14 protein-coding genes are annotated in these 16,401 nt (G+C 36.9%); 5 read left to right on the top strand and 9 right to left on the bottom strand.

Going from position 1 to position 16,401, the window contains the following annotated elements; genetic code table 11:
- Positions 1 to 110: 110 nt before the first annotated feature.
- From KD050_RS06125 to KD050_RS06135, 3 genes are all read right to left on the bottom strand, one after another.
- Positions 111 to 548 (bottom strand): hypothetical protein, encoded by a 438-nt coding sequence (locus KD050_RS06125; protein ID WP_211895318.1) that lies wholly within the window; start codon positions 546 to 548, stop codon positions 111 to 113.
- A gap of 137 nt (positions 549 to 685) precedes the next feature.
- Positions 686 to 2,437 carry a methyl-accepting chemotaxis protein gene (locus tag KD050_RS06130; protein ID WP_211895319.1) on the bottom strand — a complete coding sequence of 584 codons (1,752 nt, stop codon included), beginning with the start codon at positions 2,435 to 2,437 and terminating at the stop codon, positions 686 to 688.
- The gene (locus tag KD050_RS06135) at positions 2,434 to 3,612 is read right to left on the bottom strand and encodes an MFS transporter (RefSeq protein ID WP_211895320.1); all 1,179 of its coding nucleotides are present in this window, start codon (positions 3,610 to 3,612) and stop codon (positions 2,434 to 2,436) included. Before KD050_RS06135 ends, KD050_RS06130 begins: the two co-directional genes overlap by 4 nt.
- A gap of 394 nt (positions 3,613 to 4,006) precedes the next feature.
- Between KD050_RS06135 and KD050_RS06140 the strand changes: the two genes are divergently transcribed.
- From KD050_RS06140 to KD050_RS06150, 3 genes are all read left to right on the top strand, one after another.
- On the top strand, positions 4,007 to 4,192 hold the full coding sequence (locus KD050_RS06140) for an SE1561 family protein (RefSeq protein ID WP_211895321.1): 186 nt from the start codon (positions 4,007 to 4,009) through the stop codon (positions 4,190 to 4,192).
- A 215-nt stretch (positions 4,193 to 4,407) separates the two neighbouring features.
- Positions 4,408 to 5,937, top strand: coding sequence for a fumarate hydratase (locus KD050_RS06145; protein ID WP_305080236.1), 1,530 nt, complete (start codon positions 4,408 to 4,410; stop codon positions 5,935 to 5,937).
- 370 nt (positions 5,938 to 6,307) lie between these two features.
- Complete coding sequence (locus KD050_RS06150; RefSeq protein WP_211895322.1) at positions 6,308 to 8,218, top strand: heavy metal translocating P-type ATPase; 1,911 nt, start codon at positions 6,308 to 6,310, stop codon at positions 8,216 to 8,218.
- A gap of 725 nt (positions 8,219 to 8,943) precedes the next feature.
- On the opposite strand, the gene KD050_RS06155 is transcribed toward KD050_RS06150, so the two are convergent.
- Positions 8,944 to 9,915 (bottom strand): YihY/virulence factor BrkB family protein, encoded by a 972-nt coding sequence (locus tag KD050_RS06155; protein ID WP_211895323.1) that lies wholly within the window; start codon positions 9,913 to 9,915, stop codon positions 8,944 to 8,946.
- 26 nt (positions 9,916 to 9,941) lie between these two features.
- The gene (locus KD050_RS06160) at positions 9,942 to 10,325 is read right to left on the bottom strand and encodes a YtxH domain-containing protein (protein ID WP_211895324.1); all 384 of its coding nucleotides are present in this window, start codon (positions 10,323 to 10,325) and stop codon (positions 9,942 to 9,944) included.
- 200 nt (positions 10,326 to 10,525) lie between these two features.
- Between KD050_RS06160 and KD050_RS06165 the strand changes: the two genes are divergently transcribed.
- Positions 10,526 to 11,884, top strand: a complete 1,359-nt coding sequence (locus KD050_RS06165; protein ID WP_211895325.1) for an alanine/glycine:cation symporter family protein — start codon at positions 10,526 to 10,528, stop codon at positions 11,882 to 11,884.
- A gap of 65 nt (positions 11,885 to 11,949) precedes the next feature.
- Entirely contained in the window at positions 11,950 to 12,171 is a 222-nt protein-coding gene (locus KD050_RS06170; protein WP_211895326.1) for a DUF1128 domain-containing protein, read from the top strand.
- Between the two features lie 480 nt (positions 12,172 to 12,651).
- Here KD050_RS06170 and KD050_RS06175 read toward each other — a convergent pair whose 3' ends face one another.
- From KD050_RS06175 to motA, 4 genes are all read right to left on the bottom strand, one after another.
- A complete protein-coding gene (locus KD050_RS06175) occupies positions 12,652 to 13,563 on the bottom strand; it encodes a pseudouridine-5'-phosphate glycosidase (RefSeq protein ID WP_211895327.1) in 912 nt (303 codons plus the stop codon).
- Entirely contained in the window at positions 13,560 to 14,660 is a 1,101-nt protein-coding gene (locus KD050_RS06180) for a carbohydrate kinase (RefSeq protein ID WP_211895328.1), read from the bottom strand. The genes KD050_RS06175 and KD050_RS06180 overlap by 4 nt, the downstream gene beginning before the upstream one ends.
- Before the next feature lie 108 nt (positions 14,661 to 14,768).
- Entirely contained in the window at positions 14,769 to 15,542 is a 774-nt protein-coding gene (motB, locus tag KD050_RS06185; RefSeq protein WP_211895329.1) for a flagellar motor protein MotB, read from the bottom strand.
- Complete coding sequence (gene motA, locus KD050_RS06190; protein ID WP_211895330.1) at positions 15,526 to 16,329, bottom strand: flagellar motor stator protein MotA; 804 nt, start codon at positions 16,327 to 16,329, stop codon at positions 15,526 to 15,528. Before motA ends, motB begins: the two co-directional genes overlap by 17 nt.
- Between the last annotated feature and the right edge of the window lie 72 nt (positions 16,330 to 16,401).

Genomic DNA, 16,401 nt, shown 5'->3' on the forward strand with positions numbered 1-16,401 from the left:
ATTAAATTTTGTACTGATATTCTTCACTTGTCCGTCCTTTTTATAATAACAAAGTCTTTAAATTTCTCGTAGACTGCTAGCAACTCTGTTTATTAATTTGTAATTTTTGTTCAGACTACTAATCTCCCAATCACTTCATTCATAAAATTTAACCTGTCTATATAGACAAAAGTGGCCACCACAAAAATTACAACATAAATAGCTGATATTAAAAGGGCTGGTTTGATTTTTTCTTGTTCAAGTAAAATGAAAAGGTTATTCAGCCATGTGCAGAATAACATTATACTCAGAAGCCAAAGACTTTTTATAACAGTAATCTCGTTATCTATCAAAAGAACTTTTAACATAGATATCTCTGTTTTATCAATCTTATATTGCTCTGAGTGAAGAATATCCTTCTTAGTTAATGTGAATGATTGCGCCTCACTATAATAATCTAATTGATATCCACCTGGATATAAATCCAAGGAATATGTGACTATCCCAAAAGCTATGATAAGCAAGCATATAAGCAAATTTCTAAATTTTGTTTCGATAGTAAGTTTCAAAATCGCTCCCTCCCTATTTTTGTTTGAAGTCGTATGTTCTACTAGTTATACGCAGAATTATCAGTAAAGTTCCACTACTCTAAAAAAACACTAAGGCCCACTGTTCCAAGATCAGAACATGCCTTAGTGCTTCGTTATTATAGATTAAATTGGTTAATTGCTTTGTGAAGCTGATCAGCTGATTGTTGCAGTGTTTGAATCGTTTTATCTAAATTTTCGACGGTAGACACTTGGTAATCTGCTGAAACAGCCACGGTTTTCGTTTGCTCCACTGACTCATTTACAATAGCTGCAACCTGCTCCATTGATGCAAGCACTTCTTCGGAGCTTGCAGACATTTGTTCTGTTACAGCTGAAACATCTTGTACTTCTTCATTTACATGAAGCACAGAATTGAGCACCTTATTTAAGTCGTTTCCGATTTCTTCCACAGCTACAGACCCACTTTGCACATCTGCAGCACTTTTAGCCATTTCTTCGAGTGCTTGGACGGTTACTGTTTGGAACCCTTGAATATGATTGCGAATTTCTTCTGCAGAGTTTCTTGACATTTCTGCAAGCTTTCTTACTTCGTCGGCGACAACTGCAAAGCCTTTACCTGCTTCACCTGCTCGAGCTGCTTCAATTGCTGCATTCAATGCTAGGAGATTCGTTTGATCTGCAATACTAGTTATAACTGTAACCATCTCTTCGATGGAATGATATTTTTCTCCTAGATCTTTTACATGCTTTTCAGTTGCAAGTACCGAGGCTTCCACGTTTTTAATTTGTTGAACGACTGACTTAGAATTTGCTGCACTTGTGGTAACAAGTTCTGTCATGTCACTGGATGATATGGCTACCGATGTAGAAGAATCTGCAATCCTCTGGATACCAATAGTCATTTCTTCCATAGCAGTTACCGCTTCATCATTATTTGTTTTCTGTACTTCAGAACCAGAAGCTATTTTATAAATACTTTCTGATATTTCATCATTAGATGTTCTAACTGACTTCATTACTTCCTCTAGTTCATCGGATACTTTTAATAGCGAACCTGCTGTTCCATTCATATTTGTTAAAATAGAGGATAATTGTACAATAGATTTTCGGAATGATTTAGCAAAATCGGATATTTCATTATTTTGTTTTAATGGTACAGTTTTTAATATTTCCTCAGCACCTCGGAGGTCTCCATTTGCAAACTTATAAGAAGCATCCTGCATTTTTGAAAGTGGCTTCAATGCTGATCGAATATAACGGTAGAGTAGGAAAATAATGATTGCACTTAACAGAATAACCATAGTCATAGAAAAAGGAACAGATTCTTTTAAACTTTTTTGTTGAATTCCTTTGACATCTGCTGCAGAAATATCAACTCCAACGATTCCAATTATTTCTCCTGCTTCATTTTTTAAAGGAGCATACGATGACAAGTATTCCCCGTACACTTCATCCTCGACTATATCTGTGTAACTTCCACTTCCATTTAATGCACCTTCTACACCTTCATAATCCGTTCCTTCACTTATTTCTCCTGGTAAATAGACGTTATCATTACCTTTATCTGCAGCATCTACAATGATTGTCGCTTGTTCTCCTTCTTTCGGAATATCCGTGATATACGTATACATAACGCCATTTTGTATTAATAAATCATTTAACTCTTCTCTTAATTCCCAATATATTTCATTTTGCTCTGGTTTCTTTTTAAATTCTTCATAGGCTGGGACATCAACTAGCGTAGCTATATTTTGAGCTATATCTATACCATTTTTTCCTAATGTATCCTTCACTGTGTTATACGTGTTATATACAAGGACAGAAATAAATAACGCCACAAGTAAAAGTATTCCAATGATAAAATAGAGTGTAATTTTATTGCCTAACTTAGAGGATTGTTGCTTCATAGCAATCGACCTTTCTTCTGTGGATTTGAGATAAATATGAGAAATGACAATGAGCCTAACAAAAGCGCTATAAGAACTAAGAAGCTTACCCCATCAAATAGTTGAATAAAAAGACCACCTAAGAAAGGTCCCGACAAACTTCCTAAACTAAAAAAGATTCCACATAATAGATTGCCTGTTGGTAGTAATTCTTTTGGTGTTAAATCGGTCATATACGAAATGCCAAGCGAAAATGTGGAACCTACAAATGTACCTGCTATAAAAAACAAACTTCCTATCACTAGAGTGGAGGTTTCGAACATACTTGCTACCCCAAAGGTTACCGCGCCACAAGCTAATGCTAAAATAAGCACTTTTCGTCTGCCAATACGGTCACTTAATACTCCTAACGGCAACTGTGATACGACGCCACCGATAGAGAAGGCCGCGAGTATATAAGATAGATCTTTAATATCCAGGGCGTTTCGAAGCCCATATACAGGGTAAATTGCGTTTAAAGATGATTCTAAAAAACCATAGCTAAACGGTGGAATAAATGCGATCCAAGAAACTGCAAATGCTGCACCAAAACGTTTCCATGTTCCAGCTAAGGACGCACTATCAGTAAAAACATCTGGCTTCTCGTTTTTAATGAAGAATACAAGAACCCAGGCACATAAACAAAGAATACTCGAAATGATGAACGGTAAACCTTCAAATACTTCGACCAATTGAACAAATAAAGGTCCTACCGCAAAACCTACTCCAAACGATAATCCATAAATAGCTATATTTCTACCTAATCGATGCTGTGGTGAAAAGCTAGTAATCCAAGTCTGTGTCGAAAAATGAAGTGCATGATCACCAATACCGATTAATAACCGTAAAACAAACCAAAAGGCAACACTTTTCCACAATGGGAATAGCATTAAGGAAACAATTACAAGAAGTCCACCGATAATAATAATTGGCTTATACCCAAACTTTCGCAAAGGTGGTTCCATAAACGGAGATATCAATAACGTACCTATGTATAATCCGGTTGCACTTAACCCATTTAAAGTAGCACTAACTCCATCTTGTTCAAAAATTACAGATATCAAAGGAAGTAACATCCCTTGTGAAAAACCAGATATAGAAACAATAATTACTAAAATACTAAAACGTTTTTTTTCTTCTTTAGTAAATTCATGCATAATAATACCTCTTTTTATCCAAACTAATTACCTAATAGCATTAGTTTAGCAGAGAATATGTATTGTTAATATATAAATTTACACAACAAAAGGCTCAGCCGATATCTCTGTAAGATAATGGACTGAACCTTTACATATAACTACTATTCACTTGTATATTCATAACTGCATTTTCGGCTTGTTTGCCGGTGAAATGTCTAAACACCCTCCTTCAACTGATTAGAATGGTCGACTATTCACTACGGCCTCCCTTCTATGTATCTTATTGATACTTTAACATATAAACAGAATATTGTAAAGATTGTAAATAAACGAATCATTAAATTAACTCTTTAGACCTATCTTTTCTTTACAATTTCCTTTATCCTATACATATAAAGTGAGGTGTTTTTCTGTGGGTAAACATATTTCAAATCCAGAACAACAAGTATCTTATTTAAAAGATCGACTACAAATGTTTTTAGAAGTATTAGACACAATAGAGCCTGAAACGACAAAACTTGAAGATATTGATCGTCTGATTCAAATGATGGACGACCTTGAGTTAAAAATGGAGCAGTTTAAAAACACAAAAGAATAAACGAGAAGTTCGGAATGAATCCATTCCGAACTTTTTTTATTTGGAAGGGGATGGCTGTTGCTCCCGGACAGAAGAATTCTTTTCCCAAAGACATAACCACTGCGTAAGCTAATTCCCAAGTATTTATTGCCTCAGCTACTCTTTTTTTCATGCTTATAAAATAGTATACTTGTAATGTTTGTTATCTATATACATATAAAAGGAGCGTTTGCATCATGCAATTGGAGCAATTAGAGAAAAGTATTTATGATTTGATTACTGAAACTTCTACAAATTTACCGAAGGATGTTCGTCGCGCAATCAAAAAAGCAAAAGCGGCAGAAAATGCTGGTACGCGTGCAGCGATGAGTCTAGATACGATCACAAACAATATTCAAATGGCCGATGATAATGTTTCTCCTATTTGCCAAGATACTGGTTTACCAACGTTCAAGATTAAAACACCTATTGGCGTAAACCAATTAGAAATTAAAGCTGCTATTAAGCGTGCTATTGCTTCAGCTACTAAGGATGCAAAGCTTCGTCCTAATGCAGTTGACTCTTTAACAGGCACTAATAGCGGAGATAACTTAGGAGATGGGCTTCCTGTCGTAAAGTTTGAGCAATGGGAAAACGACTATATTGAAATGAAGCTTATTTTAAAAGGTGGCGGCTGTGAAAATAAAAATATTCAATATAGCCTACCAACCGAATTAGAAGGATTAGGTCGTGCTGGGCGTGACTTAGATGGAATTCGTAAATGCATTTTACATTCTGTTTATCAAGCACAGGGACAAGGCTGCTCAGCAGGATTCATCGGAGTAGGAATCGGTGGCGATCGTTCTTCTGGCTATGATTTAGCTAAAGAACAATTGTTCCGCCATGTGGAAGATACAAATCCAAATTCTGACCTAGCAAAATTAGAGCAATATATAGTGGAAAAAGCTAACACACTAGGTATTGGTACAATGGGCTTCGGAGGAGAAGCTACTTTACTCGGCTGTAAAATTGGCGTAATGCATCGTATCCCTGCAAGTTTCTATGTTTCTGTTGCTTATAACTGTTGGGCTTACCGTCGTATGGCGATTAATATCAACCCTGCTACTGGGGAAATTATCGAATGGCATTACCAAGATGGAGAGAAAATTGAGTTCAAGGACCAATCATCAGAAGAAGCTCCTAAAAAGGTTGTTGAATTACAAGCTCCTATTACGGAAGAACAAATTCGCGAGCTACAGGTGGGAGATGTCGTATCAATTACTGGTCGTATGTATACTGGGCGGGACGCAATCCACCATCACTTGATGAGCCATGATGCACCAGTTGACTTAAATGGACAAATTATTTATCACTGTGGTCCAGTAATGCAAAAGGATGAAGCTGGAGACTGGCATGTCCGTGCTGCAGGTCCAACTACATCTATACGTGAAGAACCTTACCAAGGGGATATTATGAAAAAATTCGGCATCCGTGCTGTTATCGGTAAAGGTGGTATGGGTCCAAAAACACTTGCTGCTCTTGCTGAACATGGCGGAGTTTACTTAAATGCAATCGGAGGTGCTGCTCAGTATTATGCAGATTGTATTAAAGGGGTTGAAGGTGTTGACCTGATGGAGTTCGGTATTCCAGAAGCAATGTGGCATCTTCGTGTTGAAAAATTCACAGCAGTTGTAACCATGGATTCCCATGGCAACAGCCTACATGCAGATGTAGACAAGTCTTCATTAGAAAAGCTATCTGCTTATAAAGAAAAAGTTTTTAGCTAAATTAATTGAGTCAATTTCATAATTACTTGTTTCAATTTTTAAAAAAACGCTCTCGTTGATTGGAGTGAAAGGCGGCGACTCCAGCGGGAACAGTAGTAAGGCTAAGCCTCCTCGACTTGCATTTGCAAGTCGAGGAGGCTTAACTTCTGCCTGCGGAATGCGTCCGCTTGAAACGGAAATCAACGTTATTCGGATTTCACTATTTAGTAAGCTTTTATGAAATTAATTCATTCAGTTGACTTATAATAACTTCTAAATTATAATAATTATAAATTAGTAATAAATATAAAATGGATTTCCTATTGGAAGTCCATTTTCTTCATTTATATGGACTATTAATATTGAAATTCATTATCAAGGAGGTTTTTATATGACAACGATTACCGAAAGGAAATCTACCACAATTTTTCTTAAACCTATACTGGCCAATGCAGAATTGGTAGCAGCTCTTTTTTCTGGAATACTAATTCTAATAGCATGGCTTTTAGGTAATGCACAGCAAGAAACAGCATCAATCATTTTCTACTTACTAGCATTTGTAATAGGTGGATATGCAAAAGCCAAAGAAGGTTTAATAGAAACTTTTAAAGAAAAAGAGTTAAACGTGGAGTTGTTAATGATATTAGCAGCAATAGGCTCTTCCATCATCGGCTATTGGACAGAAGGAGCAATCCTAATATTTATATTCGCAGTAAGTGGTGCACTAGAAACGTACACGATGAATAAAAGCAAAAAGGAAATTTCTTCTCTTATGGAGCTTCAGCCAGAAGAGGCATTGCGATTAAATAGTGATGGCACTACTTCACGCATCGCAGTGAGTGAGCTTGTTGTAGGTAATCAGCTTATTGTAAAACCAGGTGAACGTATTCCCGCAGATGGCAAAGTAATAAGCGGTACAACTGCTATTGACGAATCCGCAATAAGTGGCGAATCCATTCCTGTAACTAAACAACTACATGATGAACTATTCGCAGGTACAGTTAATATGAGCGGTGCTATTACAATGGAAATGACGAAGGCAAACAAGGACTCACTTTTCCAAAAGATTATCAATCTTGTTCAAACAGCTCAGGATGAAAAATCACCTGCTCAGCAGTTTATTGAACGCTTTGAGAGTACTTATGTGAAAGTTGTTTTAATTACCGTAGCATTCATGCTGTTTCTCCCTCACTTTCTACTTGATTGGGACTGGAACACAACATTCTATCGCTCAATGGTTTTATTGGTAGTGGCATCACCATGCGCACTTGTAGCATCTATCATGCCTGCTACTTTAGCAGCGATTTCTAACGGTGCTAAAGTAGGTATATTATTTAAAGGTGGAGTACATTTAGAAAATGTCAGTGAAATGAGAGCAATTGCATTAGACAAAACAGGTACGCTAACAACTGGTAAACCAGTCGTTACAGACTTTTTAGTTCGACCAGATTTAGATAGAATATTAACTTTAACAACGCTTGCAACTATCGAGGGGCAATCCAACCATCCGCTAGCCCAAGCAATTACAGCTTTCGCAAAATTAGAAGGTGTAGGACATCTCCCTCCAATCCATATTGAAGATAAACCTGGCTTTGGAGTCCAGGCTATAATTGACGGAGAAACAGTTTTAGTAGGAAAACCTGATTTTGTAATTAAAAACGATGCATTTACATTTCATAACGGGATTGCTTCCTCGCTTGCGGAAGAAGGAAAAACAGTTATCTTTATGCGAGACGATAAAGGGATCGCTGCTGCTGTTGCGCTAAAAGATACGGTTCGAGAAGAGGCAAAAACTGCCATTAAGCAACTTCAATTACTCGGTATTAAAACAGTAATGCTTACAGGAGACAATGAGAAAACGGCAAGCGTAATTGCCAAAGAGGCTGGAATTGATCAATATATTGCCGAATGTCTACCAGAAACTAAAGTTAAGCATATGAAAGAATTACTTAAGGAACATAGATTTGTTGGGATGGTTGGAGATGGCATCAATGATGCTCCTGCACTTGCAACAGCAACAACAGGATTCGCCATGGGAGAGGGTACAGATGTAGCTCTAGAAACAGCAGATATCGTTCTTATGAAAAATGATTTGTCTAAAATTGCGTATGCAGTGAAAATGTCACGTAAAATGCGTCGGATCGTTAAGCAGAACATCGTATTTTCAATAACTGTAATCATGCTTTTAGTCGTCTCAAATTTCCTTCAAGTGGTAGACCTGCCATTGGGAGTTATCGGTCATGAAGGCAGTACCATATTAGTTATATTAAATGGACTGCGAATGCTGAATAGAAATATTTAAGTGAACTATGAAAAACCGGAAAAAAAGCAGCCGATCCTTCTAGGTTAAAACCTGTTTCGATCGTTTCCGAAGTGCTTTGGACCGACGTTTTGCCATAGGATTACCGAGTGAATTTGTAGTGAGTATTGGTTGTGACAGCCGTCACAACCAATACTCACTTTTTCGGTAATCTTATGGCGGTTGCCTGTCCCTCGTCCTTCTACAACTATTAGAAACAGGTTAGTGCGTTATTGGATAACTAGAGAAAAGATACTTTCCTATTAATAGGTAAGCGCCAGAAGATACAATTTCTGGCGCCATTTCGCTTCTTTAGTAGGTAAACACTCACTATTTCTCTTTATTTCCACTAGTAAAAGAAAATTGTCTGCTTTCCTCTATCATCGAAAAATAGTATTTCTACTTCATCAGCGATTACCAATCATTTTATCCCTACATTTGCTTTGACTAATCTTATCATCTAAGCGACATGCTTCGCCAAATCTTATAGTGGAGTACTACCCGCTATTTGATTGGAGTGCAAGGTGGCGACTTCAGCGGGAACAGCGAGAAAGTCGAGACCCCGCAAGTAGCGTAGCGAACGAGGAGGCTAGACCTCGCCCGCGGAAAGCGTCCACCTGGAACGGAAATCACAGCATTATTCATTCTCTCAAGTTCCATGAGCCCTGTATTCACGGGACCCTTTTATATACCTTCTTAATCTTTATACAAAAACAAAAGGACCGCGGCTAGATGCGTCCTTCTGTTTCTTTTTTTTCTAATGCTATTTTACGTTCCTGCATAACTGCATTTATTTGACCACCAACCAACAAAATGATTCCCGAAATATATAACCATAACATTAATACAATAATCCCACCGATACTTCCATAAGTAGAAGAATAGTTAGAGAAATTACTAACATAGAAAGAGAATCCTAATGATACGATAATCCAACCAAATGCTGCAAAAGCAGCTCCTGGTAGCACACTTCTTAAGAATAATTTTGTATTTGGAACTATCCAATACAAGGCGATCAATACAATAAACATAATTAACGGACTAATCGTCCATCTTAAACTATTCCAAAGCTTTACAAAGCTTTCTTCAAAACCAAAGTATGAAAATAGAATTGAACCAATTTGTTGACCGAAGACCGGTAATACTAGCGCTACCATAAATAACATAATCATTAATAACGTAAATACGATAGATAATAGTCTGACGATGAAAAAGGGTCTTGTTTCTTCGAGTTCATATGAACGGTTTAACGATTTTACAATTGCATTCATCCCATTCGAAGCAGACCAAATCGTACCAATAATCCCGATGGATAGTAACCCACCGTTCCTATTTGCCAAAACTTCAGATAATGTTTCCTCAATTAGAATATATACGTCCTGTGGAGCATAGTTTTCTAAAAGACGAAAGACTTGTGCCTCGTCCAAGTTTAAGTACGGCAACAAGGTTATTATGAAAATTAATAACGGAAATAAAGATAATAGGAAGAAATAGGCTAATTGAGCTGCAAAGCCTGCAATATCCGTTTTCTGAATATGTAGTATTAAATGCTTTATGTAACCTGACCATGTAGTAAGATCATGATGCACTTCTTCCTTCTTTTCCTTCTTTTTTATATTTAGAAATTTTAACTTCGCAAACCAGCTATTGTTTGAGGATGAAGTTTTATTATTTTCTTTTGTCTCATTAAATTCTTTCACTCCATCCTCTCCTTTCTTAGCAAAGATTACTTTTTTGGTTCAAAAATACTTTTTTCTTCCTTTTCGGGAACTACTATTGATTTGTACTCCTCTTTTGATTGGGAGAATGTATCTTTTGTATCAGTTAATATGGTTTTCACCTGTGGTGTAATTTCTTTAGCCTCTTTCACTTTTTCAGTTAAATACATTGCATCCGATGAAAACTGATCGTAGACAGATTTCCATTTGGTTATTTGATGTTCGATATTTGTTTTTAATTCTTCCCTATTTTTGCTGTAATACTGAATTTCATTTCGAATGTATCTTGTTTTGTTCATAACTGAATCTCTTGTTTTTCTATCGAGCATCGTTAAAGCACCACCAATAACAGCACCACATATAATTCCTTTTACAAATTTATTTTCACTCATCCAAATTACCTCCAAATTTATCTATGTAGATGCTTTAATTATACCCTCACTAAAATAGAATCAAACAATATTTTCATTTATTTAAAAAATAGGCTTGACTAGTACTCGGAATTTTACGAATATTGTAACAAGGATAAATAATTTGAAAGGATGATAGATTTCATTTTGATAATGGATAAAAAACTTGGGGGTTATTGTCGATGGAGAAATTGAATGAGTTTTTAGGGTCTGTTTCAACCTTTTTATGGGGTATTCCACTTCTGGTATTAATAGTAGGTACGGGTATTTATTTGACTGTTCGTTTAGGAGTTTTACAATTACGCTTGTTGCCTGCTGCGTTAAAGCAAGTTTTCTCCAAAAATCATGATAAGTCAGCAGAAGGCGATATTTCACAGTTTCAGGCTCTTACGACAGCATTAGCTGCGACAGTGGGGACTGGTAATATTGTTGGGGTTGCCACTGCTGTAGTTTTGGGTGGACCAGGTGCAATATTCTGGATGTGGGTATCCGCATTCTTCGGAATGGCAACAAAGTATGGAGAAGCGGTACTAGCCGTTAAGTATCGTGTGAAAGATGCTAATGGTGAAATGGCCGGCGGACCTATGTATTATTTAGAGCATGGTTTAAAACAAAAGTGGCTAGCTGTCCTTTTCGCAATTTTTGGGGCAATTGCAGCATTCGGTATCGGTAATGGAACACAATCCAATTCCGTTGCGGGAGTAGTTAACGCAACATTTGGTATTGAAACTTGGATTACTGGAATTGTGTTAACTGTTTTTGCTGCATTAGTTATTTTAGGTGGCATTAAATCAATCGGTAAGGTTACGGCAGTTTTTGTTCCTGTAATGGCGATATTCTATGTAGCTGCCGGACTAATTGTAATGATTATGAATGTTACTGCTATTCCTGAAGCATTTGCTACGATTTTCAAGATGGCATTTTCAGGTGAAGCGGCTGCAGGTGGTGCAATCGGTGCTGCCATAAGATACGGTATTGCTCGTGGGGTATTCTCCAATGAGGCAGGTTTAGGATCTGCTCCTATTGCTGCGGCTGCTGCAAAAACAGATCTTGCAGGTCGACAAGGTCTTATCTCGATGACTCAGGTGTTCTTTGATACATTTATCATTTGTTCAATTACTGGTATCACAATTGTCATGTCAGGAATATATACGGATAAAAGTTTAGCTGCAAATGAACTAACAACAGGAGCATTCGGTCACTTCTTAGGTGACTTTGGACCAATTGTAGTAGCAATTGGATTGATCTTCTTTGCCTCATCCACGATAATTGGTTGGGCTTATTACGGAGAGAAATGTTTCCAATATTTATTTAAAAATCCTTCACTACTAATTGTGTATCGTATTGCATTCGTAGTGATGGTATTTGTTGGATCTGTTATTTCACTAGATCTAATCTGGACTTTCTCTGATATTACCAATGCATTAATGGCAATTCCTAACTTAATCGGACTTCTCGGACTTTCTGGTGTAATTATTTATGAAACGAAAAAAATTCAGGAGAAGTTAAAGGAAGAAAAAAAGGTTGAAAAATCTATTTAGTGTTTGACATTGTAGGCGTAGAGTGAAATGATTAATTCTAATGTATGAAAGGCAGGTTACAACGGATGAATCTATCACAACCCTCAGCAGAAAATGTAACGTATATGATTGAGACTATTAAAGAGAAACTTCGTATGGTCAACGTAGATGCAATGAGATCAGAAGATTTTAATGCAACACAATACGAAGATCTTGTTTACTTATACGAAATGGTTAAAAAACGAGATACTTTCAGCCCAAGTGAAATGCAAGCAATTGCATCTGAGCTAGGAAACTTAAGAAAATAAGAAACACAATTAGATTTATTAAAATGGTTGGTCATGATATATTTCATGACCAACCATTTTTTTATATAAAATATAATGACTATATCTATGATGACTTTAGAAAGTCATCTACCCCTCACTAGCATTCACTAGGATGTGCGCCTTCCAAGCCGCATGAGCGCGAAGAATGAGACTTCAAAAGGGATGAAGGAGCGGGCCGCTTTTGCTGCGACGAGCTTTGCGCAGGAGCAATAGCGACACATCCTTGATGGCTCATGCGTAGCGTGCGGCAAGCGCACATCCGTATAGAAAGGATCTATATAGAAAGAATACCTCTTCGTAGCTATTTACTTGCGATTATCAGACGTTTACATGCGGAACGGGAAATTTATCCACTTCTACTCATGCCCGTAGAAAGGATAACCTTGTCTACAATGGACCCGCACTATATAAAAAAGGGCTATTCATTGTCATCTTACTGACAATGGATAGCCCTTACTATTATAGATTATTTAATTCAACTGCAATTTTAGATCCAACTCGAGCATTATTATAAACAAGTTCGATATTAGCCTCTAAAGATTTTCCTTCTGTTAGTTCTTTTACTTTTCCTAACAAGAATGGAGTTACATCTTTTCCTTTAATGCCATTCTCTTCAGCTTCTTGTAGAGCAGATTGGATGATCGTATTAATATAAGAATCTTCCAATGAATGTTCTGTAGGAATAGGATTTGCAATTACTGCTCCACCATTTAAACCAAGATCCCATTTAGCTTTCAGCATTTCTGCTACTTCTTTTTCGTTGTTTAAACGGAAATTCGCATTGAATTCACTTGTAGTTGTATAAAATGCTGGGAAAGAATCTGTTTGGTAGCCTACTACTGGAACACCTTTAGTTTCTAAGTATTCTAATGTTAAACCAATATCTAAAATAGATTTTGCACCGGCACAAACTACAGCTACATTTGTATTTGATAGTTCTTCTAAATCTGCTGAGATGTCCATAGTCGTTTCTGCGCCTCTATGCACACCACCGATTCCACCTGTAACAAATAACTTAATGCCAGCCATTTCTGCACAAATCATTGTTGTTGCTACTGTCGTTGCACCAATTTCTTTTGAAGATACAACATAAGCAAGATCTCTTCTAGAAGTTTTTCTAGCATCTTTGCTTGTTCCTAGCGTTTCTAACTCTTCATCGGATAAACCAATTTTAATCTTCCCGTCCATGATAGCAATAGTCGCTGGAACAGCACCATTGTCACGCACAATTTGTTCTACTTTTCTAGCCGTTTCAACATTTTGAGGGTATGGCATACCATGAGAGATAATCGTCGATTCTAACGCTACGATAGCTTTTCCTTCTTGCATTCCTTTTGCTACTTCTTCTGAATAAGTGATGTATTGTTTCATTTTATATTTTCCTCCATCTCATTAGTTAAATTATTTCGGGAAAGCTCTGTTCTTACTGTATCGCTTGAGCGAATAGTTTTACTTGCGTTCATCATACCTGTTTGTATGGTCATCGTAATATCCTCACCATTCAACCAAGCATATAAAGTAGCGGAAACAAATGCGTCCCCGGCACCAGTTACATCAATTACATCCTCTACCTGCATTGCTGGAAAATAGGACGTTTCCATGTCACTACCTGCGTACATTATACCCTCACTACCCCAGGTTATAACTACACGTGAAATACCCTTTTGCACAAATTGTCTTGTTGCTTCTTTCCACGATTCTTTATCCTCAACATTCATACCTAAATACGTTTCTGCTTCATCTTTATTGGCGATTAACCATTCAATCCCCTCTAATGATTCAGGCATTCTATTCATTTTCGGGGAAGATACAGGTATTAATGCCAATGGTATGTTATGTCCAACTGAAACAGTTCGGATATATTCAATCACTTCTTTTGAGCAGTTCATATCTATAATGATGAGCTGAGCATTCGTCAAATGAGCTTCATGTTTTTTTAAATAATCTACAGTCAACTGTTCATAGATATCCATATTTGCTAAAGCAAGAAGCATTTCGCCATTTGAATCTAGCACCGCAGAGTATGTTCCTGTTGTGTAATTAGGTAGCTTTTCAATGGAAAATAAATTCATCCAATTACTAGAAGCTTTTTCAATAGCTTCATATTCCATATCTGTCCCTACAACAGATAACAAACGTACAGCATGTCCTAGTCTACCTAAGTTTTCTGCAATATTCCTTGCAACCCCTCCTACGCTTTGTAAGCTTGATGTAGGATTAGATGTACCCATTTGGAGCCCATTGATTAGCGTATATTTTCTGTCTACATTTGCTCCGCCAATGCAAATAATTTCTTTGTTCTCGGGTAAAATATAAGCTCTTCCTGTGATGTTCCCATTTTTTATTAATTGGGAAATAATATTAGCAACGGCTGGTCTAGACATGTTTAGTTCATTTGCTATTTCCATTTGGGATGCATATGGATTTTCCCGGAGATACTTTAAAATATTTATTTCTTTTGTATTCATTTTAAGTACACCTTCCTTCTAAACTGAACTTTTGTTTTAATTATAAACTTTTGTTTTAAAAAGTCAAATAAAAACTGACAACAATTATTCTGTTGTCAGCTTTCACTTTTATTCAGGTTGATCGTTTAAAGTACCATCTTCTAAAACACGTGGCTGAATTAGTACTTCAACTCTTCTATTTTTTGCTCGATTTGCTGGAGTATCATTCGAAGCTACCGGTCTAAATTCACCGTAACCTTTTGCACTAAAATATAGCGGATCTATTGTATTATTTCCTGCTAATATTTTCAGGAAGTTCACTGAACGCATAACGCTTAACTCCCAGTTGGAAGAAAACTCACTACTAGAGATGGGAATATTATCGGTATGCCCAGTGATAACCACATTTCTAGGGGGATCAAACACAAGCAAATCAGAGATATCTTCCGCAATTTGACGATACTCCCCTTTTACTTCTGCTTCACCGGTATCGAATAATATACTATCTCTTATCGTAACAAGGAGGCCTTCATCCGTCAGTTTAGTAACGAATTGTTTTTCTAATGCATTAACTGCTATATACTCATCCACACTGTCTTGGATTTCTGCAAGTGCTTGCTGATCCTCCATATATGCAGTGCTCTCACCATCCTCGCCCTGACCTGAATCGTTTGGGGCATCAGGCATTTCAACAGGAGATGGCTGTTCAAAAATACCAGTCCCTCCTTCGAGCACTTGGTTAAATGCTTGTGACATTTGTTCCAACTTTTGCTGATCTACGGAACTTGAAGCAAACAATACGATAAATAAGGCTAACAATAAGGTTAAAACATCGGAATATGGAAGAAGCCATGCTTCACTTACTTCCTCTTCATGCTTATGTTTCTTACGCTTCTTTGCCAAGGCCAGCCTCCCCGCTTTCCTCTAAGACTTTTTTGCGCTCTGACATAGATAAATAGGAAGCCAGTTTTTGTTCGATAACCCGAGGAGCATCTCCCTCTAAAACAGAAAGTATCCCTTCAAGCATCATAGTTTTTTGTCTAACTTCTTGTTTAGATTTACGTTTTAGTTTATTCGCAAATGGATGCCATAAAACATAACCAGTGAAAATCCCTAGTAGTGTCGCTATAAATGCTGCAGAAATGGCATGTGCTAATTTATCGATATCACTCATATCACTTAAAGCTGCAATTAGTCCAACTACTGCACCAAGTACACCTAAAGTAGGTGCATATGTACCTGCTTGCGTAAAAATTTGGGCTCCTCCAGAATGTCTTTCCTCTAATGCGTCAATTTCCTCTGTCAAGACATCACGAATATAATCTGCATTTTGCCCATCAATAGCCAATGTCAGGCCATTTTTTAAAAATGGATCTTCTACATCTGTTGTTTTACTTTCTAACGCTAATAATCCTTCTCTACGCGCAAGATCTGCCCAACTTGAAAACATTTTAATTACTTCCACATCAGGTACTAGCTTTGACTCTTTAAAAATAACTCCAAAAAGCTTAGGTATCCTTTTTAACTCATTTGTTGGGAACCCAATGACAATTGTTGCGATTGTTCCGAATATGATGATTAAAATTGCAGCAGGGTTTAATAAGCTTGCTAAACCTGCCCCTTTTAATATCATACCAACAGCTAATGAAACAACCCCTATTATTAAACCGAATACTGTAGACTTATCCATTCAACTTCCCCCACATTCTATTTCTTTCCTTTATTTCGGCTATATTAATAACTTTTTAATAAAAATCGACCG

It is taken from the genome of Psychrobacillus sp. INOP01 (assembly GCF_018140925.1).
In the GTDB taxonomy this organism is placed as follows: Bacteria; Bacillota; Bacilli; order Bacillales_A; family Planococcaceae; genus Psychrobacillus.

Coding starts and splice junctions, on each gene's coding strand:
- KD050_RS06130 (WP_211895319.1), bottom strand. CDS start 2,437: ATGAAGCAACAATCCTCTAAGTTAGGCAATAAAATTACACTCTATTTT.
- KD050_RS06150 (WP_211895322.1), top strand. CDS start 6,308: ATGACAACGATTACCGAAAGGAAATCTACCACAATTTTTCTTAAACCT.
- KD050_RS06145 (WP_305080236.1), top strand. CDS start 4,408: ATGCAATTGGAGCAATTAGAGAAAAGTATTTATGATTTGATTACTGAA.
- KD050_RS06135 (WP_211895320.1), bottom strand. CDS start 3,612: ATGCATGAATTTACTAAAGAAGAAAAAAAACGTTTTAGTATTTTAGTA.
- KD050_RS06180 (WP_211895328.1), bottom strand. CDS start 14,660: ATGAATACAAAAGAAATAAATATTTTAAAGTATCTCCGGGAAAATCCA.
- motA (WP_211895330.1), bottom strand. CDS start 16,329: ATGGATAAGTCTACAGTATTCGGTTTAATAATAGGGGTTGTTTCATTA.
- KD050_RS06160 (WP_211895324.1), bottom strand. CDS start 10,325: ATGAGTGAAAATAAATTTGTAAAAGGAATTATATGTGGTGCTGTTATT.
- KD050_RS06165 (WP_211895325.1), top strand. CDS start 10,526: ATGGAGAAATTGAATGAGTTTTTAGGGTCTGTTTCAACCTTTTTATGG.
- KD050_RS06170 (WP_211895326.1), top strand. CDS start 11,950: ATGAATCTATCACAACCCTCAGCAGAAAATGTAACGTATATGATTGAG.
- KD050_RS06175 (WP_211895327.1), bottom strand. CDS start 13,563: ATGAAACAATACATCACTTATTCAGAAGAAGTAGCAAAAGGAATGCAA.